Origin of the sequence: Mesorhizobium sp. M1163, assembly GCF_040318415.1 — a bacterium.
Classification (GTDB): domain Bacteria; phylum Pseudomonadota; class Alphaproteobacteria; order Rhizobiales; family Rhizobiaceae; genus Mesorhizobium.
Window position 1 is genome coordinate 1 of sequence record NZ_JAMYMF010000046.1, and the last position, 22882, is coordinate 22882.

Annotated in this window: 23 protein-coding genes and 1 pseudogene; 13 read left to right on the top strand and 11 right to left on the bottom strand. The window is 61.8% G+C overall.

The genetic code is table 11. The features are described 5' to 3' along the window. Positions 1-591: transposase (locus tag NKH43_RS30935; protein ID WP_352861387.1), on the bottom strand; the 591-nt coding region annotated here is incomplete at its 3' end. Positions 592-1363: 772 nt separating this feature from the next. Here NKH43_RS30935 and NKH43_RS30940 point away from each other — a divergent pair. After that, positions 1364-1639, top strand: coding sequence for an acyl carrier protein (locus NKH43_RS30940; protein ID WP_352861389.1), 276 nt, complete (start codon positions 1364-1366; stop codon positions 1637-1639). Then, entirely contained in the window at positions 1640-2845 is a 1206-nt protein-coding gene (locus tag NKH43_RS30945; protein ID WP_352861391.1) for a beta-ketoacyl-[acyl-carrier-protein] synthase family protein, read from the top strand. It begins immediately after the preceding gene. Here the strand turns inward: NKH43_RS30945 and NKH43_RS30950 are convergent. From NKH43_RS30950 to panB, 7 genes and pseudogenes are all read right to left on the bottom strand, one after another. Further along, positions 2832-2996, bottom strand: a pseudogene (locus NKH43_RS30950) (LysR family transcriptional regulator); the annotation flags it as partial. The gene NKH43_RS30945 and the pseudogene NKH43_RS30950 overlap by 14 nt on opposite strands. A 467-nt stretch (positions 2997-3463) precedes the next feature. Continuing rightward, on the bottom strand, positions 3464-3874 hold the full coding sequence (locus tag NKH43_RS30955) for a DUF2285 domain-containing protein (RefSeq protein WP_084641649.1): 411 nt from the start codon (positions 3872-3874) through the stop codon (positions 3464-3466). A 58-nt stretch (positions 3875-3932) separates the two neighbouring features. Next, a complete protein-coding gene (locus tag NKH43_RS30960) occupies positions 3933-4307 on the bottom strand; it encodes a transcriptional regulator domain-containing protein (protein ID WP_352572089.1) in 375 nt (124 codons plus the stop codon). After that, positions 4304-4954, bottom strand: coding sequence for an acyl-homoserine-lactone synthase (locus NKH43_RS30965; protein ID WP_352861393.1), 651 nt, complete (start codon positions 4952-4954; stop codon positions 4304-4306). The genes NKH43_RS30960 and NKH43_RS30965 overlap by 4 nt, the downstream gene beginning before the upstream one ends. 93 nt (positions 4955-5047) lie before the next feature. Further along, positions 5048-5773 carry a LuxR family transcriptional regulator gene (locus NKH43_RS30970; RefSeq protein WP_352861394.1) on the bottom strand — a complete coding sequence of 242 codons (726 nt, stop codon included), beginning with the start codon at positions 5771-5773 and terminating at the stop codon, positions 5048-5050. A 94-nt stretch (positions 5774-5867) separates the two neighbouring features. Next, positions 5868-6728 (bottom strand): pantoate--beta-alanine ligase, encoded by an 861-nt coding sequence (gene panC / locus NKH43_RS30975; protein ID WP_352480280.1) that lies wholly within the window; start codon positions 6726-6728, stop codon positions 5868-5870. After that, positions 6725-7585, bottom strand: coding sequence for a 3-methyl-2-oxobutanoate hydroxymethyltransferase (gene panB / locus NKH43_RS30980; RefSeq protein ID WP_352861411.1), 861 nt, complete (start codon positions 7583-7585; stop codon positions 6725-6727). The genes panC and panB overlap by 4 nt, the downstream gene beginning before the upstream one ends. A 173-nt stretch (positions 7586-7758) precedes the next feature. On the opposite strand from panB, the gene NKH43_RS30985 reads away from it, so the two are divergent. From NKH43_RS30985 to groL, 11 genes are all read left to right on the top strand, one after another. Beyond that, positions 7759-8727 carry an NUDIX hydrolase gene (locus tag NKH43_RS30985; RefSeq protein WP_352480292.1) on the top strand — a complete coding sequence of 323 codons (969 nt, stop codon included), beginning with the start codon at positions 7759-7761 and terminating at the stop codon, positions 8725-8727. 66 nt (positions 8728-8793) lie between these two features. Then, positions 8794-9768 carry a quinolinate synthase NadA gene (gene nadA, locus NKH43_RS30990; RefSeq protein WP_352572092.1) on the top strand — a complete coding sequence of 325 codons (975 nt, stop codon included), beginning with the start codon at positions 8794-8796 and terminating at the stop codon, positions 9766-9768. Beyond that, positions 9765-11306 (top strand): L-aspartate oxidase, encoded by a 1542-nt coding sequence (locus tag NKH43_RS30995; RefSeq protein WP_352595626.1) that lies wholly within the window; start codon positions 9765-9767, stop codon positions 11304-11306. The genes nadA and NKH43_RS30995 overlap by 4 nt, the downstream gene beginning before the upstream one ends. Further along, positions 11306-12160 carry a carboxylating nicotinate-nucleotide diphosphorylase gene (gene nadC / locus NKH43_RS31000; protein ID WP_352469119.1) on the top strand — a complete coding sequence of 285 codons (855 nt, stop codon included), beginning with the start codon at positions 11306-11308 and terminating at the stop codon, positions 12158-12160. Before NKH43_RS30995 ends, nadC begins: the two co-directional genes overlap by 1 nt. A 95-nt stretch (positions 12161-12255) precedes the next feature. Beyond that, complete coding sequence (gene bioB, locus NKH43_RS31005) at positions 12256-13254, top strand: biotin synthase BioB (RefSeq protein WP_352480294.1); 999 nt, start codon at positions 12256-12258, stop codon at positions 13252-13254. Continuing rightward, complete coding sequence (locus NKH43_RS31010; protein ID WP_352649456.1) at positions 13251-14405, top strand: 8-amino-7-oxononanoate synthase; 1155 nt, start codon at positions 13251-13253, stop codon at positions 14403-14405. The genes bioB and NKH43_RS31010 overlap by 4 nt, the downstream gene beginning before the upstream one ends. Continuing rightward, positions 14402-15037 carry a dethiobiotin synthase gene (bioD, locus tag NKH43_RS31015; protein WP_023673640.1) on the top strand — a complete coding sequence of 212 codons (636 nt, stop codon included), beginning with the start codon at positions 14402-14404 and terminating at the stop codon, positions 15035-15037. The genes NKH43_RS31010 and bioD overlap by 4 nt, the downstream gene beginning before the upstream one ends. Then, on the top strand, positions 15037-16302 hold the full coding sequence (locus NKH43_RS31020) for an adenosylmethionine--8-amino-7-oxononanoate transaminase (protein ID WP_023673641.1): 1266 nt from the start codon (positions 15037-15039) through the stop codon (positions 16300-16302). The genes bioD and NKH43_RS31020 overlap by 1 nt, the downstream gene beginning before the upstream one ends. Beyond that, positions 16299-17282: a 3-oxopimeloyl-[acyl-carrier-protein] synthase BioZ gene (gene bioZ / locus NKH43_RS31025; protein WP_352861397.1), complete on the top strand. Its 984-nt coding sequence runs from the start codon at positions 16299-16301 to the stop codon at positions 17280-17282. Before NKH43_RS31020 ends, bioZ begins: the two co-directional genes overlap by 4 nt. Before the next feature lie 430 nt (positions 17283-17712). Continuing rightward, positions 17713-18009 (top strand): co-chaperone GroES, encoded by a 297-nt coding sequence (gene groES / locus NKH43_RS31030; RefSeq protein WP_019863563.1) that lies wholly within the window; start codon positions 17713-17715, stop codon positions 18007-18009. Between the two features lie 63 nt (positions 18010-18072). Then, positions 18073-19728 (top strand): chaperonin GroEL, encoded by a 1656-nt coding sequence (gene groL, locus NKH43_RS31035; RefSeq protein ID WP_352594792.1) that lies wholly within the window; start codon positions 18073-18075, stop codon positions 19726-19728. Positions 19729-20577: 849 nt separating this feature from the next. Here groL and NKH43_RS31045 read toward each other — a convergent pair. The 3 genes from NKH43_RS31045 to NKH43_RS31055 all read right to left on the bottom strand — a co-directional run bounded on the left by NKH43_RS31045 (position 20578) and on the right by NKH43_RS31055 (position 22482). Then, positions 20578-20919, bottom strand: coding sequence for a hypothetical protein (locus NKH43_RS31045; RefSeq protein WP_352861413.1), 342 nt, complete (start codon positions 20917-20919; stop codon positions 20578-20580). Positions 20920-20932: 13 nt separating this feature from the next. Beyond that, positions 20933-21367, bottom strand: coding sequence for a DDE-type integrase/transposase/recombinase (locus NKH43_RS31050; protein ID WP_352572603.1), 435 nt, complete (start codon positions 21365-21367; stop codon positions 20933-20935). Positions 21368-21792: 425 nt separating this feature from the next. Next, positions 21793-22482 (bottom strand): response regulator, encoded by a 690-nt coding sequence (locus NKH43_RS31055; RefSeq protein WP_352861400.1) that lies wholly within the window; start codon positions 22480-22482, stop codon positions 21793-21795. Positions 22483-22882 lie beyond the last annotated feature (400 nt).

Sequence of the window (22882 nt, forward strand, 5' to 3'; positions counted from 1 at the left end):
TCGCAGGATCGCGCTGACGAACCGTCCCGCACCATCGAACACGACGATCGGCTGGAAGCCGTACTCGTCATGGTGGGCATTGAACCGGCGAAGCTGTTGGCCTCCGTGCACAGCGTCGAAGGTATCGTCAATGTCGAGTACGATCCGCTTCGGCACCTGCCGGAACGAGGCGCAATAGAGATCGACCATCGCCCGTCCCATCGCGACCAGCTCCCGCACGCCGGGTAGGTTCTCCAGCCGGCACAGCGTCGATTGCGACGCCAGATCCCGACCCGGCGGCAGCGCATCCTGGGCCATCTTGAAGACCGGATCGCGGCGCAGCCGGTTGGCGTCGTTGCCGTCCTCGTAGCCGGCGGCGATCATCTTCATGCGAAAGCCGATCATGTCCGCCAGGCTGTAGACGACCTGGTCCGGGCAGCGCGGATCGTCGATGCAACGCGCCAGACGCTCGGCCACCCGCAACCGCTTTTCCACCTCGGCCAAGGCCAGAACGCCGCTGTTGGACGACAGCATGCCGCCGTCGAAACGGGCGACGACGGACTTGCCGCCGACTGATGACAAACCGCTCAGCGGCAGCGCAAGATCGTTCATGGTAGGTGTGGTCTCCGGGAAATGGTTCGGATCGGCTTAAGCAACCAAATCCTACGTCATTTCAACGGCTTGCGCCACATCCACCAACCCCCATGAATTTGGTTAGGTTGATGCGGCGTGCCGCCGCCGTGAGGCCGCGCTCGCTCAGCAGCGCGTCGAGAACGACGAGAAGATTCAGATCGAGCCCTTGAAACGCATGTCTTAGCTATCCATAGCGCGGATGCATTTGATTGAAACAAACGATTTTACCAATTTTCCGGAATGTCGCATGGACTTGGCAGGACCTAACGTGCGCCGATCACTGCCTCTATCGCGTGGCGAGTCCCTTGAGAAGAGCCCGAAAGAGGAAATCTGTCGCGTGCGGTGGAGATTGTACTGGGAATGAGAGGCAGCGCTCCGATCATGTCGAACTCTCCGACGAATGGTGGACCGGTACAATAGTTGATCGCAATGGTCCGGAGCTATGAAACATCTCGATTACATATGAGGTGCCGAGTGAATACGCTCACAGCACCCACCGTCGCAGCGTTTAGCTGACGTTTGACGACGGTTCCTATCCATTTACACGCAGATTCTTGATGTGCTGGCGCAAAAGCGGGAGGCCGGCGACTTTTCTTCCTCATGGGGCTGACGCCGCAGAAGCCGGAACTCGTCCGGTTCCTATGGGCATTGGGCTTGGTCGGTCGCACAGGCTCTATGAGGGGCAATTTTGGCAACGCGACGCGACTCGGGTTTTGAACGACGCCGAAAACGCAACCTGGAAAGGAACAAGATGGCAGATCAACTCGCCAACGAAATAATCGCCATGATCAAGAAGCGCGCCGCGTCGGAGGGCGGCGTAGCGCCTGCCACGGGCGGCGAGATAACGGCTGCCACGGGACTGACTTCGCTCGGTATCGATTCACTGGGATTGGCGGACGTTCTCTGGGACCTGGAGCAGGCCTACGGCATCGAGATCGAGATGAATACGGCCGAGGCATGGTCGGATCTCCAGAATGTTGAGGACATGGTGGAAGCCGTGCGCAGCTTGCTCGCTAAGGGGGTGTGAATGGACAGGCGCGTCGTGATTACTGGGATTGGCGGGATTTGCGGGCTTGGGACCAACGCCGCCGCCATTTGGAGAGAGATGCGAGAAGGCCGCTCCGCCATCGGCCCAATCGTCAACTCCGAGCTCCATGAATTGAGGGTCAGGATCGGTGCCGAGATCAAGGCGCTGCCGGAGCATGACATCGACGGCAAGCAACTCATCTCCATGGACCGCTTCAGCCTGCTCGCTGTGCTTGCGGCGCGCGAAGCCATGCGTCAGGCCGGACTTTCCTCCAAAGAGGGAAATAGCTATCGCTTCGGTGCGACGGTGGGCGTTGGCGGCTGCGGGTGGGATGCGATCGAGCAAACCTACCGCGCCATCCTTCTGGGCGGTAAGCGTGCCGCTCTCTTGACTGTACCCAAGGCGATGCCGGGTGCCGCTGCCGGCCAGGTCAGCATGAGTCTCGGCCTGCGCGGGCCGGTCTTCGGCGTCACGTCCGCCTGTTCCTCGGCAAACCATGCGATTGCCTGCGCGGTGGACCAGATCAGGCTCGGCCGGGCCGACGTGATGCTTGCCGGCGGCAGCGAAGCGCCGCTCATATGGGGTGTGCTGAAGGCATGGGAAGCGATCCGCGTGCTTTCGCCCGATACTTGCCGGCCATTCTCGGCCGATCGCCAGGGCCTGTCGCTTGGTGAAGGCGCCGGCATGGCGGTGCTGGAAAGCTACGAGCATGCCCTGGCTCGGGGCGCCACCATCCTTGCCGAAATTGCCGGTGCCGGCCTTTCCGCCGATGCGTCCGACATCGTCGCGCCGACTGTCGAGGGGCCGGAGGCAGCAATGCGGGCCTGCCTTGCCGATGCCACGCTGGACGCCGAGGATGTCGACTATCTCAACGCGCACGGCACCGGCACCAAGGCCAACGACCAGATCGAGACGGCGGCGATCAAGCGCGTCTTCGGTCAGCACGCCTTCTCAATGTCCATTTCTTCTACCAAGTCCATGCACGCGCATTGCCTCGGCGCGTCCGGCGCGCTCGAGTTGATCGCCTGCGTGATGGCTATCCGCGAGAGCGTCGTGCCGCCGACTGCCAATTATCGTGAGCTGGACCCCGATTGCGATCTCGACGTCACGCCCAATGTGGCACGCGAGCGCAAGGTGCGCGTGGCACTGAGCAACTCCTTCGCCTTTGGCGGCACGAACGCGGTTCTGGCGTTCAGGCAGGTGTAGAAGCCACGAGAGATGCCTCCGGCAACATTATCTCTCGCATCCAGATGCTTGCCGGATAACTATTGTGAAGGGCGGGTCATTGACCGCCTCGGCGAATGCGGGAGGTGGCAGCGGAAGCTCGACGATCCGGGGGTATCGTCTTTGCGAAATTCTTAACTGTTGAAGCGGCTTGGACGTACCGCCGCCCCGTAAAAGGTAAGCGAGGCCCTGCGGGCTCGGCTTGAGGGTCTGAAGCTGTACACGAATGTCTGGAAGCCGCAGGGTCGGCTCTGCGCCCGTTATAGTCGCCTGAGTGCTGCCGGCAAGAAGCCACCGGTGGTCATGGCCGAGATCGTGCATGAGATGGCCCCTTCTTGTGGACCATCGGGCGAGAGGTTTCACCATCATAGCGGTCTCGAACCAACGTGCGGCACAGCGCCGGGGGCGGAGCCACGGTGGGGAACTCCCGTCGGTGGTTATGTGGCCGAGCCAGTCCGCGCGGCGCCCTCTCCGATAGGGTTAGAAGGGTTCAGCTAGCTAGGCGCGTGTCACGTTTTGTATAAGGCACAATAGCAGTGAGAAATGGAGATTGATGCCTGCGCGTTTTCGAATAAGACAATCACTAAGCTGTCACCCGAATTACATCAGGAATTGTCTATAGCCGCCGCCCATCAGGTAGCGGCCACGTTGGATGGCGCGACGCACCTGATCGCGAAGATGGCTACCTGGATGAGACCAATCTTCTTCGACACGGCGTCTCCCGAACAGGGCAATGGCGATCTCCTGATGAGATGCTCCCGCAAGCGAGCCATCCAAAGCCTGGAGCACGAGACGCAGACGCGCTCCGCGGGGCTCCGGCGGAAAGCAAGCAGCTGCCAGGCGGCCGCAACCATTGATGTCGTTCAGGAACTGAAGGGCAGCGACATGGAACTTCAGGTGCTGCGGCTGCACGATCGCGTCGACATATAGCCGCAACGGGCGGAGAACGGATGCACCGGAAAGGGCGATCTGCAGACTCCGGCAGTCCTCCCTCAGCAGCACGTGCTGCACGCCGGCAGGTCTCAGCAGGATGTCCTTGCAGCATGAGAGCGAAGAAAGATCAAGCGGTTCAAAATCGTGGTCGAGCCCAACCGGCTCCGCGGCCGCTCGTAGGATACGGGCGCAGTCGCGCGGATCCCAAAAGACCCTTGCCGACGTAGCGTCCGACTGTGGCGCGTCCGCGAAAAAGGAGGCTCCATTGTCTTAGGAAAGATGATCCTGTCGTCAACTCGATTATCTTCATGTCGGCCTGGGCTCCGACAATGCAGGCGGACGGTGCCATTTTGGCGTGGTCGCGCTGGAATTGTGGATTGCGCCGAAGAAACTCCCAGGCCCAGGCAGTGCGCGGCAATCGTCTGGCGTAGTGGTAAGCTTCGTGACGACGCCAGTCCGGCCAGCATTCAAGACCGACCGTCGCTTCCTTGGGCAGACCAGCATCCTTCACGGCTCAGGTGTCCACAATGCCGACGGGCCTAGAACCGGTTGCCACAGTACCGGTCGGCTCAGACGTCCCCTGCTGCGGATGCGCAAAAGGCTCGCGCGGGAAATCTCGAGAAACCCGGCCACCGCCTCCGTTTTGCCGACGGACTTGGGTTGTCCGATGCGCGACAATGGCCACGTCGCGAGGCGAAGGATCCGTTCCATGCGCGTATCCGTCACCGTTACTATCCGGGTCAGATCCTTGGCCAAGCCGAACTCGATCATGCCCGCGAAGAGCTCGTAGGTTGCCTGGGCCAGCCCGCCCGCTGCCTTGGGCGCCGACGGAGGGAGATCGAGCGCGAAACGACTGCTCTCCCATATGTCGGCAGTCGAGGGCATGACGTCAGCACCCAGCAGCACCGGGAACGTGTCGCGCAACATTGTGGGTCCGGTGCTGGGCAAAAGACGCACGCAACCGCGAATTCGCCAGTCGGATCCCTTGAGGAGCAGATAGACAGGCTTCAGACCATCAAACGGGTCTGTTTCCATCTGGTCTTCGGTATCAACTTCCCAATCGAGCCTTTCCTTGAACACCCGAAACCTGAGCTCGTGCATCTCTTTGAGCTCGCTTGCGAACTCGTTGTAAAGGTCTGGTGTTATCAGCTGCATCATGGTCGCCTCCGTGCGGGATGTGTTCCCGCCATCGAAGGGCAAAGCTGGCAACGATGCAGCCTGTAGAGGTTTACAGCTATCGTGGCAGAAGAATCAGGATCTCGCCTGGCCGGAGGCAACCAGTCGTGCAACGGCCTGGTTGATCGTTCGAACGCCAAGCTTTGCCTTGGCGTTTTCCAGATGAAAGGTCACGGTGCGCTTTGAGACGCCGAGAAGCTGGCTGATAACCCAAGCCGACTTGCCGCGCGCCGCCCATTTCAGGCACTCGAACTCCCGCGGGGTGAGCGTTACACCATCCACCACGCGATCGTCGGCGAGCCTGCGTCGGACATGGATATGAAAGTTGATGGCCACCAGCTGCAATGCTTTTTCGTAACGTGCCAGTGACCGCAACAGAGGCGGACGGGACTCGTCGGAAGCAAAGGTCAGGGCAGCAAACCGGCCGCGATGATCATGCATGGACATCGTCAGGCCGCCGCGGCTGCCAAACTCAGCCGCACTCTCCAAAATTTGTTGCTGCGAATTCGGCAGACAGTGCCGAGCGCGATCCACACCCCAATCGAAGGTATCCCAGCCTTGCAGCCCGCGCAGGATGACCGGATCAAGACTGTGGTACCGCTGTTGCAGATAACGTGATGTCCAGGATGATGGATAGTTTGAGATCAATTGCGGGGCGTCGCCGGAGGCCGACGGGTAAGTGAAATAGGCGAATAGCGGAAAATCGAAGCCGGCTGCAGCGGATGCCATTGCCTCACGGAGATCGGCAGCATCAACACTTGCAGACAGTTGCTCGACGAAGTTCTCAAACACGCGATGCATTTGAGCTTTGCGTAACCTCCGTGATCGCTCGATGCCAGGCAGAGACCTTGTTTTAAACAATCCCGGACCGATACAGGGCGTGCCGAGGACCCCGTTAATCTGGTGAAACCCGTGATATTCTGACGTTGTCTATGAGCCGTGTGCCGCCGAGCCAGGCCGCGACAAGCAAGCGTGCCGGTTGGTCAAGGCTTGTCATCGGTCGCAGATCTGCCTCGTCGCGAAGTTCCAGGTATTCGACCTCGCGATAGCCTGCAGCCAGAATTGCTGCGCGCGCTTCGGCAAGCGTTGGCAGGACGGGCGAGCCGCGGGCAAGCCGCTCAGCCGTCTCGAGCAAGACCGATGGTAGCTCGGGGGCAACAGCACGCTCTGCTGGCGAGAGCCGGACATTGCGCGATGATAGTGCAAGACCGTCGGCTTCGCGGATTGTCGGACAAGGAACAATGGTGATTGGAATATCCAGGTCCCGGGCCATACGCCTGACTAGCTGAAGCTGCTGAAAGTCCTTTTCGCCAAAGAAGCCGAAGTCAGCGCTGGTCTGCAGGAAGAGCTTGGAGACGACGGTCGCCACGCCATCGAAATGTCCCGGCCGGAAGGCACCGCACAGACCCTCGCTGACACCGGAGACCGAAACGGTCGTGGCGAAGGCCGCCGGATACATCTCCTCTGCATCCGGCGCATAAAGCAGGTGCGCGCCAAGCGGTGCCAGCTTGGCGGCATCCTCGTCCTCAGTGCTCGGATACGCGGCGAGATCGGCCTGGCTGTTGAATTGCTTCGGGTTGACGAAGAGCGTCACGATCACCCGGTCGGCCTTCACGAGTGCCGCGCGCACCAGGCTGAGATGGCCCTCATGCAGGACGCCCATCGTTGGCACGACGGCAATCCTCACGCCCTCGCGGCGCCATGCGGCGACGATTTGGCGAAGCTGGGCAACGCTCCTGACAATCGGCACGCTCACGCTGCTTCTCCGCTCTTGGTGGCGTCCGCGTCGGCGGGCTTGGGCGCATCGGCAAACACGTGCTCGGCGGCCGGAAACTGGCGCTCCTTCACTTCCCGCGCATAGGCCGCGATCGCAGCCGCAGCGGCCTCCCCCAGTTCAGCGTAGCGCTTGACGAATTTGGGCCGGAAGTCGCCGAAGAGGCCCAGCATGTCGTCGACGACGAGAATCTGGCCGTCACAGGCTGCCGAGGCACCGATGCCAATGGTCGGGGTCGCCACCTCCCCGGTAATCCGGCGGGCGAGCGCCTCGGGAACCTTCTCCAGCACGACCGCAAAGGCGCCCGCTTCGCTCACCGCAAGCGCGTCGCGCCTGATGCGCTCGGCATCCCCGCCTCTGCCCTGCACGCGGTAGCCACCGATGGTGTTGATCGCCTGCGGCGTCAAGCCGACATGGGCCATGACCGGCACGCCGCGCGCGGCGAGGAAGCCGATCGTCTCTGCCATCGTTTCGCCGCCTTCGAGCTTGACGGCCCCGCAGCCGGTCTCGGCCATGACGCGCGCGGCATTGCGGAAAGCCTGCTCGGGGCTTTCCTCGAAGGAACCGAACGGCAAGTCGACGACCATCAGCGCCTGCTCGAGGCCACGGCGCACGGCCTGGCCGTGCGTGATCATCATCTCCAGCGTCACACCGAGCGTGGAGGGCAGGCCGTGGAGAACCATGCCGACGCTGTCGCCGACCAGCACCACATCGCAATGGGGATCGACGAGCCGGGCGACTGGCGTCGTGTAGGCGGTAAGGCAGACGAGCGGCGTCCCACCTTTACGCGAATGAATATCCGGCGGTGTGATCGCCTTGGTGTCACCAAACGCACTCAATGGAACCTCCTTCCCCAACGTTACCAACCGCGGGTGTCGCGTTTGCCACATTTTTGTGCAAGTGCGAAGAGCTAAAAATGGCCGTGCAGCTTTGCGGTGTTGACGTGCGGACAGGCGCGCTTACAGTTAAATCGATTCAGGCGCCCCCGAGCTGGCCAACCACTTTCGCGAACATGGACGATCAGGCAAAAGGACCCAGGAAAGACAGAGCCGCCGTCAAGGCCGACGAAGTCAAAGTGGACCTGATCGCCTTTGTCGTCGCCGTAAACGACGGTGAACCCTGTGTCCTCACCATCGGCCAGGCGGACACCCTGCCCTCCGGACCATTTGCGCTTGAGCACCGATCGCTGCAATCCGGTTTGAGGGGGTGGGTCGAGCAGCAGACCGGCCATCCGCTGGGGTATATTGAGCAACTCTACACCTTCGCCGATCGGGATCGCATCGGCGCCGAGCGCCAGCAGCGCGTCATCTCCATCAGCTATCTCGCATTGACCCGCAAGGAACAGGCAGCTGGCTCGCCCAAGTGCGGCTGGCAGAGTTGGTATGAATATTTTCCATGGGAGGACCACCGCTCGGGCACGCCTCCGGTCGTGCTGGACGTTCTGCGACCGCGCCTGATTGAATGGGCAGACGGCGTCAGCGACGCGGCCGCGCGACGTGAACGCTGGCAGCGGGCGACGATAGCCTTCGGCTTCGACGACCGCTTTTGGAACGAGGAACTCACGCTTCAACGCTATGAGTTGGTCTACGAAGCAGGCCTGGTCCAAGAGGCCGGAAGCGGACGGGACGCTACGCCGCCTCCGCTGGTGCCCAGCAAGTCTATGGTCGCCGATCATCGCCGCATCGTGGCGACCGGCATTGCGCGGCTGCGCTCCAAGATCAAATACCGGCCGGTCGTCTTTGAGCTGATGCCGCCGGTCTTCACGCTTTTGCAGCTGCAGCGAACCGTGGAGGCGCTCGCCGGCAGGCTCATCCACAAGCCGAACTTTCGCCGCCTGATCGAGCAGCAGGAGCTGGTCGAAGAGACCGGAGAGGCCACCACGGAGACCGGCGGCCGGCCAGCGAAGCTTTACCGGTTCCGCCACGCCGCTCTCGACGAGAGGGTCATCGCCGGGACAAAATTGCCGCTGGCGCGGGGTTGACATCCCTTATACTCACAGCAAGTATATGCTGGTTATTTTCAACTAGAGTATAAGCTGGAGGGGTCGATGAGCGCCATGCTGCCGACGGCCGCGTTTCTCTACGAGCGCGTCCGACGAGTGATCCCGCCGATCGAATGGCCGGCTTTCGTCGAGGATATCGAGGCGATCCTTGCATTGAAGCGCGAGCGCAACGCCATCATCCTGGCGCACAACTATCAGACGCCCGAGATCTTCCATTGCGTGGCCGACATCGTCGGCGACAGTTTGGCACTGGCCCGCAAGGCTGCGACGATTGAGGCGCAAGTCATCGTGCTGGCCGGCGTACATTTCATGGCCGAAACGGCCAAGCTGCTCAATCCGCAAAAGACGGTGCTCATTCCCGACCTGCGGGCAGGCTGTTCGTTGGCGGAATCGATCACGGCAGAAGACGTGCGCTTGATGCGCCAGCGTTATCCCGGCGTGCCGATCATCACTTATGTCAACACGTCGGCCGAAGTGAAAGCCGAGTCGGATATCTGCTGTACATCCGGCAACGCCAAGGCGGTCGTCCAATCCCTTGGCGTTCCCCAGGTGATCATGTTGCCGGACGAATATCTGGCCCAGAATATCGCCGCCCAGACCGATGTGCAGATCATCGCCTGGAAAGGGCATTGCGAGGTGCATGAGCGCTTTACACCGGCCGACATCCGCGAGTTGCGCGAAAGCCATCCCGGCGTGATCGTGCTCGCGCATCCCGAATGCCCGCCCGACGTCGTGGCTGAAGCAGATTTTTCCGGCTCGACCGCTGCCATGTCCGACTATGTCGAAAGGCAAAGGCCGGCACGTGTCGTGCTGATGACGGAATGTTCGATGAGCGACAACGTCGCGTTAGCGCACCCAGAGGTCGAGTTCATCCGGCCCTGCAATTTGTGCCCGCACATGAAGCGGATCACGCTTGCCAACATCCGCATGGCGCTCGAGCAGAACCACCATGTCGTAACCATCGAACCCGGGATCGCCGGGCGCGCGCGGCTTGCGGTCGAACGGATGCTGGCAATTTGAGCGCCGATATCCGCAGCTTCTTCGGGCGGCCCATCATCGTCGGCGGCGGCATCGCCGGACTGATGACCGCGCTTCAACTGGCGCCGGAGCCGGTGCTTCTTCTGTCCAGGACGCTGCTGGGAGCTGACAATTCGAGCACCTGGGCACAGGGTGGTCTGGCTGCAAGTTTCGGCGAAGACGACGATCCAGCACTGCACCTGGCCGATACGCTTGCCGCCGGGGATGGTCTCTGCGACACAGACGTGGCGAGCCGCATCCTCCAAGCCGCGCCCAAGGCGATAGAGGGGCTTGCGGGCTTTGGGGTTCCTTTCGACCGTACGCCGAAAGGTTCACTGTGCCTCGGATTGGAGGCCGCACACAGCCGACGTCGCATCGTTCATGCGCATGGTGACGGCACCGGGCGTGAGATCATGCGTGCCCTGATCGCGGCTGTGCGTTCCACTCCGTCGATTGTTGTCGTGGAGGGCGTGGAAGCGCGCCGGCTGGCGGTGCGAGAGAATGCGATCCGAGGCGTCTGGGCGAGCGGTTCGACAGGACCTGTCTTCTTCGGCTCACGGCGGGTCGTCCTCGCCACCGGTGGGATCGGGGGACTGTTTCTCGACACCACCAATCCTTGGGGCAGTTGCGGACAGGGCCTGGCGCTTGCGGCCCGCGCTGGAGCTGTCCTTGCCGACCTCGAGTTCATCCAGTTCCACCCGACCGCGCTTGACGGCCCGGAACGCCCTATGGTGCTGATCAGCGAGGCCGTCCGCGGCGAAGGTGCTGCCCTGATCGACGAAACCGGCCAGGCTTTTCTCCAGAGCGTGCCAGGGGCGGAACTTGCGCCTCGTGATGTCTTGGCGCGCGCCGTCTGGAACCATCTTGCCAACGGCCACCGTGTTTTTCTCGACGCGCGGCAACGGCCTGGCCCGGAATTTGCTCGACACTTCCCGACAATCGCATCAGCCTGTCGTGGAGCCGGCATCAATCCCGCGCGCGATCTCATCCCCATTCGTCCGGCCCAACACTACCACATGGGTGGCGTTGCCGTGGACTGCTCCGGTAGGACGTCCGTCAAGGGGCTGTGGGCCTGCGGCGAAGTCGCTTCGACAGGACTGCATGGCGCCAACAGGCTCGCCAGCAATTCCTTGACCGAGGCCGTCGTGTGCGCGCGCTGGGTCGCTGAAAGTGTCGCCGGAACGCCTGCTCGCAGAACAAAGCCTGCGTTTGCGGACGTTTACCCATCGCCCGCTCCGATTCCGGTGCGTGTTTTCCTGTCGCGCGCACTCGGCATCGTCCGGGATGGTGAAGGTTTAAAAGCAGCCGCACGTGCCTTATTGCCGCTCGCCGATAGCAAGGACGCGGCCTCGGATCCGGCGGCTGCCGGGCTGATGATCGCGGTTGCCGCCCTGTTGCGCGAAGAAAGCCGCGGCGCTCATTACCGGACAGACTTTCCTCATCATGCGACTGTCGCCCGACGGTCCGAAATCACCCTCGAAGCCGCCTTGGCCGCTGCGCGGGAACTCGGACACTCGCCAAGCCTCGAAGGGGCAAAGTGATGACGCTCTCACCGCTTCCCACGGTCATGCTTGAGCCGCTTGTAAGGGCAGCTCTTCTTGAAGACCTTGGCAGAGCCGGCGACTTGACCACGGAGGCCATCGTCCCGAAGGAACGCCAAGCGGGAACCGTGCTGGCGGCGCGCCAGTCCGGAGTTGTCGCCGGCCTCGATCTGGCGATGCTCGCTTTCCGCTTGATTGATCCTGATATCGAAATCTCGGTGGAGCGGGCAGACGGCTCCAATGTCATGGATGGAGAGGTCATTGCATCAGTGGTTGGCCCTGCCCGGGCCATTCTCACAGCCGAACGGACGGCACTCAATTTTTTGTGCCATCTGAGCGGCATCGCTACAGCAACGGCATCGATCGTCGCTGCGGTTCGTGGATATGGCGCGAAGATCGTCTGCACGCGCAAGACGACGCCCGGATTGCGGGCAGTCGAAAAGTATGCGGTGCGCGCAGGTGGCGGATCCAATCACCGCTTCGGCCTCGACGACGCAATTCTGATCAAGGACAACCACATCGCCATCGCAGGCGGCGTTCGCCCGGCGCTCGAGCGAGCACGAAGACGGGCCGGTCATCTCGTCAAGATCGAGGTCGAGGTCGATACGCTGGCCCAGTTGGAGGAGGTACTTGGCTTCGCTCCCGATGCGGTTCTGCTCGACAACATGTCCCTCGCCGATCTTCGCCGCGCCGTCGCAATCGTTGGCGGCCGTGCTATCACCGAGGCTTCTGGCGGGATCGCATCCGATACAGCGCGAGCGATTGCCGCGACCGGCGTTGATCTGATTTCAGTCGGCCGACTGACCCACAGCGCGCCGATCCTGGATATCGGCCTCGACTATTGGGGCTCATGATCGCCTGAGGAACGAACAGGATCGAATCAACTGTCCTTTCCGATCGTCATCAATCAGACAGCAAAGCAAGGCAGAACCGGAGGAACAGCATGGACATGCAAACAGCGAGTCCAACGCAGACATCGCCACAGGCTCAATCCCCTGACCCTGGAGCGTGGACCCTGGAGAAGGCTCGGGCACTTCACGATGCCCCCTTCAACAATCTCCTCTTCCTCGCGCAAACCGTGCACCGCCAGAATTTCGATCCCAACAAGGTCCAGCTCAGCCGGCTGCTCAGCATCAAGACGGGCAGATGCCCGGAGGATTGCGGCTATTGTAGCCAGTCGGCGCATCACGAGACCGGCCTGAAGGCGTCGAAGCTGATGGAGGTCAGGCGCGTCATCGTCGAGGCGAAGAAAGCGCGTGACGCCGGCGCAACCCGCTATTGCATGGGCGCGGCCTGGCGAAACCCCAAGGCGCGCGACATGGATGCGGTCGTGGCGATGGTCGAAGGCGTCAAGGCGCTGGGCATGGAGACCTGTATGACGCTCGGCATGCTCGATCTTGAGCAGGCCGCTCGAATGAAGCAGGCTGGTCTCGACTACTACAACCACAACATCGATACGTCGGAACGCTACTATAGCGAGATCATCAGCACGCGCAGCTTTGCCGACCGGCTCGAGACGCTCGAGCACGTTCGCCAATCCGGCATCAAGGTCTGCTGCGGCGGCATTGTCGGCATGGGCGAGGAGCCGGTGGACCGGATCGACATGCTGGTGACGCTGGCCAATCTGCCGGAACATCCGCAAAGCGTTCCGATCAACATGCTGATTCCGATCGCCGGCACCCCGCTTGCCGACGCCAAGCCGATCGAGCCGATCGAATTCGTGCGCGTGATCGCGCTGGCGCGCATCATGATGCCGAAATCGCATATCCGACTTTCGGCCGGCCGCACCGCCATGACCGACGAGATGCAGGCGCTGTGCTTTTTTGCCGGTGCCAATTCGATTTTCGTCGGGGACACGCTGCTGACGGCGGACAATCCCGGCGAGGACAAGGATACCCTGCTGTTCCGGCGCCTCGGCATCGAGCCGATGGAACTCGAGGCGCAATGAACGGGGCACCGCTTGCCCGCTATGAGGCGACCTTGCAGGGACTGGCGCGCAAGGACCGGCTGCGGACGCTGAAGCCGCGCGCCGGCCTCGACTTCTCGTCGAACGACTATCTCGGGCTTGCCGCCTCCAAAAGACTTGGCGAAGCGGTTGCGGCGGCGATCGCGCGGGGCACGTCGGTTGGCGCCACCGGGTCGCGGCTGTTGCGTGGCAACGCGCCGGAGCATGAGGAATTGGAGGCAGACGCGGCGGCATTCTTCGGGACCGAGCGCGCGCTGTTCTTCGGCAGCGGCTACATAGCCAATTTCGCTCTGCTGACCGCCCTGCCGCAGAAGGGTGACCTGCTGATCCTCGACGAACTTGCCCATGCCAGCATGCGTGAGGGTGCACAGGCCGGGCGCGCCGAGGCCAGGCTGGCCGGGCACAACGACGTCGACGCTGTCGAGGATGTCATCACCCGCTGGCGCGCCGAAGGCGGCATGGGGCGCGTCTGGATCGCGGTCGAAAGCCTTTACAGCATGGATGGCGACCGCGCGCCGATGGAGAGCCTCGTCGCGCTTGCCGATCGGCACGAGACGTTCCTCGTCGTCGACGAGGCGCATGCCACCGGTGTCTGGGGACCGGATGGCCGCGGCCTTGCCGCCGCTTTCGAGGGCCGGGACAACATCATAGCGCTCCATACATGCGGCAAGGCGCTCGGCGCTTCCGGCGCGCTGGTCACAGCGCCGCGAACGCTGTGCGACTATCTCGTCAACCGATGCCGGCCATTCATCTACGCTACTGCGCCATCGCCGCTGATGGCGGTCGCGGCGCGCGAAGCGCTCGCAATGCTCGCCGACGAGCCCATGCGCCGTATTCAGCTGCATGAGCGGGTCGCTTTCGCGAGCCGCCAGTTGGTCGAGCGCTGCGGCGTAAAGCCCAGCGGCTCGCAGATCCAGCCAGTTGTCATCGGCGACGTCAGCCGCGCAATGGCGGTGGCGGCGGCACTGCAGGCCCGCGGCTTCGACATACGCGGCATTCGTCCGCCGACCGTGCCCGAGGGCACGTCGCGGCTGCGCATCTCACTGACGCTCAATATCGGCGAAGCCGACATTTCCGCCATGGTCGAGGCGCTGGTCGAGGTGTTGGCCCAAACATCACCGGAGGCGATATGACCCAACGCATCGTCATCACCGGAACGGATACCGGAGTTGGCAAGACCGTGTTTGCGGCTGGGCTCGCCGGTTTGCTGGACGGCTTTTACTGGAAACCGGTGCAATCGGGTCTCGACGGCGAGACCGACAGCGAGGTTGTCGCGCGGCTTGCCGGCTTGCCCTCAGAGCGCGTGCTGCCGGAAGCCTACCGCTTGCGGAGCCCGCTGTCGCCGCATCGTTCGGCCGAGATCGACGGCGTGGCGATCAAGGCTGCCGATCTTGCTTTTCCCGTCCTACCGACGCCGCTCGTCATCGAAGGCTCCGGCGGCCTGATGGTGCCGCTCAACCGGCGCACAAGGTTAATCGACATCTTCGCTGAATGGCGGCTGCCCGTTATTCTGTGCGCCCGCACCACACTCGGCACCATCAACCACACCTTGCTATCGGTCGAGGCGCTCCGCGCCCGCTCCATCCCGTTGGCGGGCATCGCTTTCATCGGCGATGAGATGGCCGATACGCAACGGACCATCGTGGAATTCAGCGGTGCGCCGCAGCTCGGCAGGCTGCCGCACCTCGATGTGCTGACGGGCAAAACACTGAGGGACGCAATGGTTGCCGGCTTCGCCTTCGCCTCGATTACTGGAGGTGACTGATGTCGCAGTCTCATGTGTGGCATCCCTTCACCCAGCACGCGCTCGAGCCTGCGATCCCAGAAATCGTCCTGACTGAGGGCGCCTATCTCCACAGGGCCGACGGCGCCCGCATCCTGGACGCCATCTCCTCCTGGTGGGTCGTCACACATGGCCACCGCCATCCCCGCATCATGAAGGCAATCGAGACAACCGCGTCGAGCCTCGACCAGATTATCTTTGCGGGCTTCACGCACGAGCCGGCAGAGCGCTTGGCCAAGGCGCTTGTCGGCCTCGCTCCCGCTGGACTCGACTGGGTGTTCTATTCCGACAGTGGCTCGACCTCAGTCGAAGTCGCGCTGAAGATGGCGCTCGGTTATTTCCGCAACATCGGCGCGCCGCGCTCGCGCATCGTCGTCATGGAGCACAGCTATCATGGTGACACGATTGGAACGATGAGCGTCGGTGCGCGTGGCGTGTTCAACGCCGCCTACGAACCCTTGCTGTTCGAGGTCGACATCATCCCCTTTCCGGCCGCGGGGCACGAGCAGGAGACGCTGGATCGTTTCGAGGCTGTGACCCGCGATCGACGAGCCGCAGCCTTGATCGTCGAGCCGCTGGTGCTGGGCGCCGGCGGCATGCTGATGTATCCAGCATCGGTTCTCGCCGAATTGAAGAAGATCACTGAGGCCTCCGGCTCGCTGCTGATCGCCGACGAGGTGATGACCGGCTGGGGACGCACCGGAACCATGTTCGCCTGCGAGCAGGCATCGATTTCTCCAGATATCCTGTGCACCTCCAAAGGCTTGACCGGCGGCACCATCCCGCTGGCCGTAACGCTTGTCACCGATGCCATCTTCCGGGCGCACTATTCCGAGGACCGGAAGAAGACGTTTTTCCATTCGAGCTCCTACACCGCCAATCCGATTGCCTGTGCGGCAGCACTCGCCAATGTCGAGATCTGGCGCGACGAGCCAGTGGCCGGGCGGATCACGGCCTTGAGCGTGATGCAGGCCGTCGGGCTGCAACGCTTTCGGGACAATCCATATTTTGCCGACTGTCGAGCCACGGGAACGATCGCGGCGCTCGACCTGCGAACCGGTTCCGCAGGTTATCTCGCCGAGATTGGTCCGAAGCTGCGCGCTTTCTTCCTCGAGCGCGGCCTGCTTGTGCGCCCGCTCGGCAATGTCCTCTACCTTCTGCCACCCTATTGCATCGCAGGCGACGAGCTCGAACGACTCTATGACGCCATCGAGGAGGCCGGGGAACGCTTCGGGTCCAGGCCGTGAGCAAGTCGTCGCGCATTCTCGGACTTGGCCATCACGTGCCTGGGCGCAAGGTGGCCAATGCCGAGATCGAGAGCAATCTCGGCCTCGAGCCGGGCTGGATCGAAAGGCGTACCGGAATCCGTTCGCGGTTCTGGGCAACGGACGAAGACACGCTGTCGGGTCTTGCCACCCGGGCTGGCGACATGGCGCTGGTGAACGCCGGTATTGCGCGCCACGACATCGGTCTGCTGTTGCTTGCCACCTCGACGCCCGACCATCTTCTGCCGCCAAGCGCGCCGCTGGTCGCACACAAGCTTGGCCTTGGCCGCGCAGGCGCGGTCGATCTGACCGGCGCCTGCGCCGGCTTCATCTATGCGCTCATGTTTGCGGACGGGTTCACCCGCCTGCATGGCAAACCAGCGCTGGTCATCGCCGCCAACATCCTCAGCCGCCGCATCAATCCAGCCGAGCGCGCGAGCTCAGTCTTGTTCGCCGATGCCGCCGGCGCCCTGGTGATCGGTCAGTGCGATGATGCTGATCGGGGCATTCTCGGTGCCTCGGTGGCTTCGGACGGCTCGCGCTACGGGCTGATCCAGATTCCCGCAGGAGGAAGCAACACGCCGTTCCATGGCGACCTCGACCTCGGGCAGACCCGGATGACGATGACCGACGGGCGCGAAGTGTTCGCAAAGGCCGTCGAGATGATGACCGATTGCTCGACAACCGCGCTAGCCACTGCGGGAGTGCGGCCACACAATGTCGGCCGGTTTGTGCCGCATCAGGCCAATACTCGGATTTTCGGCGCGGTCGGAAGAAACCTCGGCATTGCGGACCAAGCAATTGTCAAGACGATTGCCGAATACGGCAACTCTTCGGCCGCGACGGTCCCGCTGTCGCTCTCGCTCGCCAACCAGATGAAGCCATTCCAGCCAGGAGAGAAAATCCTTCTGGCGGCGGCGGGTGCGGGTCTCAGCGGCGGCGCTCTCGTGGTTGGAATCTAGCCGGCCGGCTAACGCGCGCAGGACTGGTCATGAATGGCAATAGGAGCAACAGAACCAATGCCAAAATGGCCTTCTGAAGCTCGACATGACCAAGCTGACGCAGCACCACCCGTGCGAGCCTCTGGATGAGTTCAAATGCAACACCCGTTGCACCAATCGTACCATCTGAATAAAGCTCAATTACAAAGGGTGAGCCGCCCCATATATGTCGGATACCCGACATTGTTCACATAAAAGGCTCGATGCTTACACGCTCTTTGCTGGCTGCTCTTTGCTGTCTTCTCTTTTCTCTTTGCTCTTTGCTCTTCCGTCTTGACTAGCAGGAGCCTGCGGCTTATCTCATTGCCGCGTTAGCACTCGCTTCGGCTGAGTGCTAGGCATGCTCCGGCAACGGAGCACCGTTCAACATCCGCACCAAGGAAATCCAAAAATGGCAAAGTCGAATTTCCGGCCGCTGCATGACCGCGTGGTCGTACGCCGGGTCGAATCCGAATCCAAGACCGCCGGCGGGATCATCATCCCGGATACGGCGAAGGAAAAGCCGCAGGAAGGCGAGATCATCGCCGTCGGCTCCGGCGCTCGCGACGAAGCCGGCAAGCTGGTCCCGCTGGACGTCAAGGCCGGCGACCGCATCCTGTTCGGCAAGTGGTCGGGCACCGAAGTCAAGCTCAATGGCGAAGACCTTCTGATCATGAAGGAATCCGACATTATGGGCATCATCGGCTGATTATCGGCCTCACCGTCAACTGAATTTCGGGCTTGATCGCAAGCCCCTGCCAGGAGCTAAAAAATGGCTGCCAAAGACGTAAAATTCTCCCGCGATGCCCGTGAGCGCATGCTTCACGGCATCAACATCCTCGCCGATGCGGTGAAGGTGACCCTCGGTCCCAAGGGCCGCAACGTCGTCATCGACAAGTCGTTCGGCGCACCGCGCATCACCAAGGACGGCGTCACCGTCGCCAAGGAAATCGAACTTTCCGACAAGTTCGAAAACATGGGCGCGCAGATGATCCGCGAAGTTGCTTCGAAGACCAACGACATCGCCGGTGATGGCACCACGACCGCGACCGTTCTGGCGCAGTCGATCGTCCAGGAAGGTAACAAGGCGGTTGCCGCCGGCATGAACCCGATGGACCTGAAGCGCGGCATCGACCTGGCCGTGACCGAAGTCGTCGCGGCTCTCGGCAACGCTGCCAAGAAGATCAAGACCTCCGAGGAAGTTGCCCAGGTCGGCACGATCGCCGGCAATGGCGATGCTTCGGTCGGCTCGATGATCGCTGAAGCGATGCAGAAGGTCGGCAATGAGGGCGTCATTACCGTCGAGGAGGCCAAGACCGCCGAGACCGAGCTGGAAGTCGTCGAAGGCATGCAGTTCGACCGCGGCTATCTCTCGCCCTACTTCGTCACCAACGCCGACAAGATGGTTGCCGAGCTCGAGGACGTCTACATCCTCCTGCACGAGAAGAAGCTGTCCAACCTCCAGGCGATGCTGCCGGTTCTCGAAGCCGTCGTGCAGACCTCCAAGCCGCTGCTCATCATCTCGGAAGACGTCGAAGGCGAGGCTCTGGCCACGCTGGTCGTCAACAAGCTGCGCGGTGGCCTGAAGATCGCCGCCGTCAAGGCGCCGGGCTTCGGTGATCGCCGCAAGGCCATGCTGGAAGACATCGCCATCCTCACCGGTGGCCAGGTCATTTCGGAAGACCTCGGCATCAAGCTCGAGAATGTCGGCCTCAACATGCTCGGCCGCGCCAAGAAGGTGTCGATCTCCAAGGAGAACACCACCATTGTCGACGGCGCCGGCAAGAAGGACGAGATCCAGGGCCGCGTTGCCCAGATCAAGCAGCAGATCGAAGAGACCACGTCGGACTACGACAAGGAGAAGCTGCAGGAACGTCTGGCGAAGCTCGCGGGCGGCGTCGCGGTGATCCGCGTCGGCGGCGCGACGGAAGTCGAAGTCAAGGAAAAGAAGGACCGCGTCGACGACGCCCTCAACGCGACCCGCGCGGCCGTGGAAGAAGGCATCGTTGCAGGCGGCGGCGTCGCACTGCTGCGCGCTTCGGCCAACATCAAGGTCACCGGCGTCAATGCCGACCAGGCTGCCGGCATCAACATCGTTCGTCGTGCACTGCAGGCTCCGGCCCGTCAGATCGCTTCGAACGCAGGTGCGGAAGCTTCGATCGTTGCCGGCAAGATCCTCGACAACAAGGGCGCGACCTACGGCTACAACGCCCAGACCGGCGAATATGGCGACATGATCGCCATGGGTATCGTCGATCCGGTCAAGGTCGTGCGCACTGCCCTCCAGGACGCGGCCTCGGTCGCCGGCCTGCTCGTCACCACCGAAGCCATGATCGCGGAGGCTCCGAAGAAGGAGTCAGCTGGCGGCGGCATGCCTGGCGGCATGGGCGGCGGCGGTATGGGCGGCATGGGCGGTATGGATTTTTAATCCAGCCCCTATCAACTTACAGCGGACAGGGCGGCAGCAATGCCGCCCTTTCCTTGTGTGCCGAACATGATCGAAACCTTGGAGTGCGTCCCGAGGATCTCGTTCGAGCCTCACCGCATGGTCGAGAATTAGGATCTTGTCCGATCGAGCAATTCGCGGGCTCAACCTGGTCAAACCGGCGCCCCCTACGAACTGCCCGATCCTTGAGGATTCCGCTGCGCGACAATCACGATGCTTCATTCAGTTGGTAGCTATAGGCGGTGAATCATGAGGGGCATTGAGGAGCGTGGCAAGGTGCCCATCTCGGCATTTAACTCCATCGAGCGTGATATCAGGGACAATTCTCTCATCGGAACCGGCGGCTGGCGTTGAAGGACCCGGTGAATCATCCTGTTCTATTCTATAGTGGAGCAGACGCGCTCTGAGCCTCAAGATCAAGCGTTTCCTCCTCTGAGTATCCTTGATCTGCCGCTGGACATTCTCGTTGATATTGCTGAGCGGCTCAGCCCGATGGATCTGCTGAGGATTTCGCACACAAATCAAGAGCTGCGTGTCGCCGCGATGATAATCGCAACGCCTCAAGAAAGGCGGATTCAGGTTCAGGCCATCTGTGGCAGCCCTTGCAACCGGGCTCCAGCAGCGTCTCGTCGTCGTGGCCGAGGGGCCTCGTGACCCCGACGACTGCGCTTCGGCCTTGTGGGGCCTCGGAGCGGGCGTGGCAGCGCTTGCACCCGAGCTCCAGCGGCGTCTCATCCTCCTCGCCGAAGGGCTTGAGCCCAGGTCTCAGACCATTGCCCTGGAGGGCCTCGGAGCAGGCGTGGGTGGCGGACATAGCAGCCTGTCCCATACCTATGAATACGTTTGGCTGAAGCAGACCGATGGCTGCGCGTCGAAGCCGAAGCCGTCGAGTTCGCGGACAAACGGGAACTGCGCGATCTTGCTCGACATGAGCGTGTCGAGCTGGTCGCAGATCGCCGTCAACTTCAGCCGATCCAGGATTGCGATCAGCAGGTCATGATCTAGGGTCGTCATCACCAGCTCCCTCCGGCCACCGCTTCGTACTCGGCGAGTGGCCGCAGCAAGGTGGCCGGGGGTGATCTTGATCCGCTCGGCGCGCACCGGCCCTTCGAAGCCGGCAACGCCGACAAAAGGCTCTGTCGCAAACCTGGAAATGGGGTTGTGAACGGCCATTTCGGCCTGTCCGTCAGGCAGCGAGGAGATCGAAACAGCGATCGACAGACTTGTAGGCATACCTCGCCTGTCGCTTGCCCATCATGTGGATCATCTCGATGCCGGAGAGGATAACCACGTCGTTCGCATGCGACTTGAAGCCGAGCATGGATCGAATGCGGCTTGATACGCCGGTGATCCTGTTCGATCCGATTGTTGAGATGCCGGCTATTGCGGAGCGGATCGGCTTCAGCGGTCGCCGCGATCGCTGCCGCAGCCGGCTTTCAGCGTCGCAGGAAAGGATTGCTTCGTAATTGGTCTGGCTGCCGTCGATGACGATGCGCTCCGGCCGGCCATGGCGCGTCAGCGCCTTGCGGAGGAAGCGTTGGGCCGCCACCAGGTTACGGTTTTCGCTAAAGAAGAACTCGACCGTATCGCCGAGGATGTCGATAGCGCGGTAGAGATACATCCATGGCCGCGGACCTTGATGTACGTCTCGTCCAATGCCACTTGCTGCCGACCACACGCTTGCGCCGGTTGAAGCGCTCCAGCAGCTGCGGCGAGAAGTGGGCAACCCAGCGATGCACAGTGGAGTGGTCGACCTTCAACGCGTTCGGCCATCATCTCTTCCAGATCGCGCAGGCTCAGAGTGTAGGCCAGGTACCAGCGCACGCACAGCAGGATCACCGACTGGTCGAAATGGCGGCCCTTGAACATCACGTGCTCCTCCACAGCTGAGGCGTTTTTCTTGCCATGCTCGCTTACAAAAAGGTTTGCGACAGAGCCGTTCGAACCGCATGCCGACACCATCGTCAAGGGCGGCCGCGATGTCCATTATGGCCACAAGCTCAACCTGACGACGGGCAGGCAGTCTGTTCTTTCAATTTAGACCAACTATGATGCGGATGCCGCCTCAGTCAATTCAAGAATGTAACCAATGCCGCGCATGGTCGTGATACGTGGCGTTGCACCTGACCTACTCAGGTGTCCACGTAAGCGATAGATTCCGACTTCAAGCGCGTTGGCAGATACCTCGTCGTTGAACGAATAGAGGTGATCTTCCAACTGCGCACGAGGCACGATGCGGCCTGCACGGATAAGCAGATGCTCTAAAATACATAGTTCGCGGCGTGCGATCTTCAGAGGATGACCCGAGACGGAAACCTGTCGGCCGATCGGATCGAAATTGAGATTGCCAAATACAACGATGGGGTCGGTCACCTGTGTCGACCGGCGCAGAATGGCTCTCATTCTGGCGATGAGCTCATCGAAAGAGACGGGCTTGAGCAGAAAGTCGTCCGCGCCACCGTTGAAAATTGCAATCCGCTTCTCGAGATCGTTGATGCTACTCATAATGAGGGTTGGAACTGAATGCCCGTTGCTCCTTAGCTGTCTCAGCCAGCCCAAGCCATCGCCATCTGGCAGAGCCAACTCCAGCAGGAGAATTTCATAGGTTGCGCAACAAAATGCCCTCGACGCCTGTTCCAGGTTGCCAACTACATCAACGGCAAAACCGCTATCCCCGAGCGCAACTCGCACAGCGCGCGTAAGATCCACATGATGATCAATGAGCAGCGTTCGCATTTCACGTCCTATCAAGGTCGGACAGGTCACCGTCCGCTGTAAGACCGGGGCGACAGCGGAAGTCGCGCAACTCTTCGTAGTGTTCGTAACGCTCTTTCCGATGGGTGATCGCGGGAGCATGCAAGCCGCACGCCTGCAATAGTCGGGGATGGAACACGTGAAGACCTGTTGACGGGCTGAAACCGTCGGTCGGCCAGCCCACAATGCCACCGACTCTGCCTGCGATTTCTCTGCGCATCGATCCTCCTATGGGTTGCGTCGCAAACTCCAGCTGAGGTCGCAAGGGCAGGTTGCGGCTTTGTTCATTGAGAGGACCCCCTGGAGGCAATACCAGGAGGATTCCCTATAGGGCACTTCCCGATTTACCACCGGTCATTCCGAACCACGTTCGGCGGCTTTG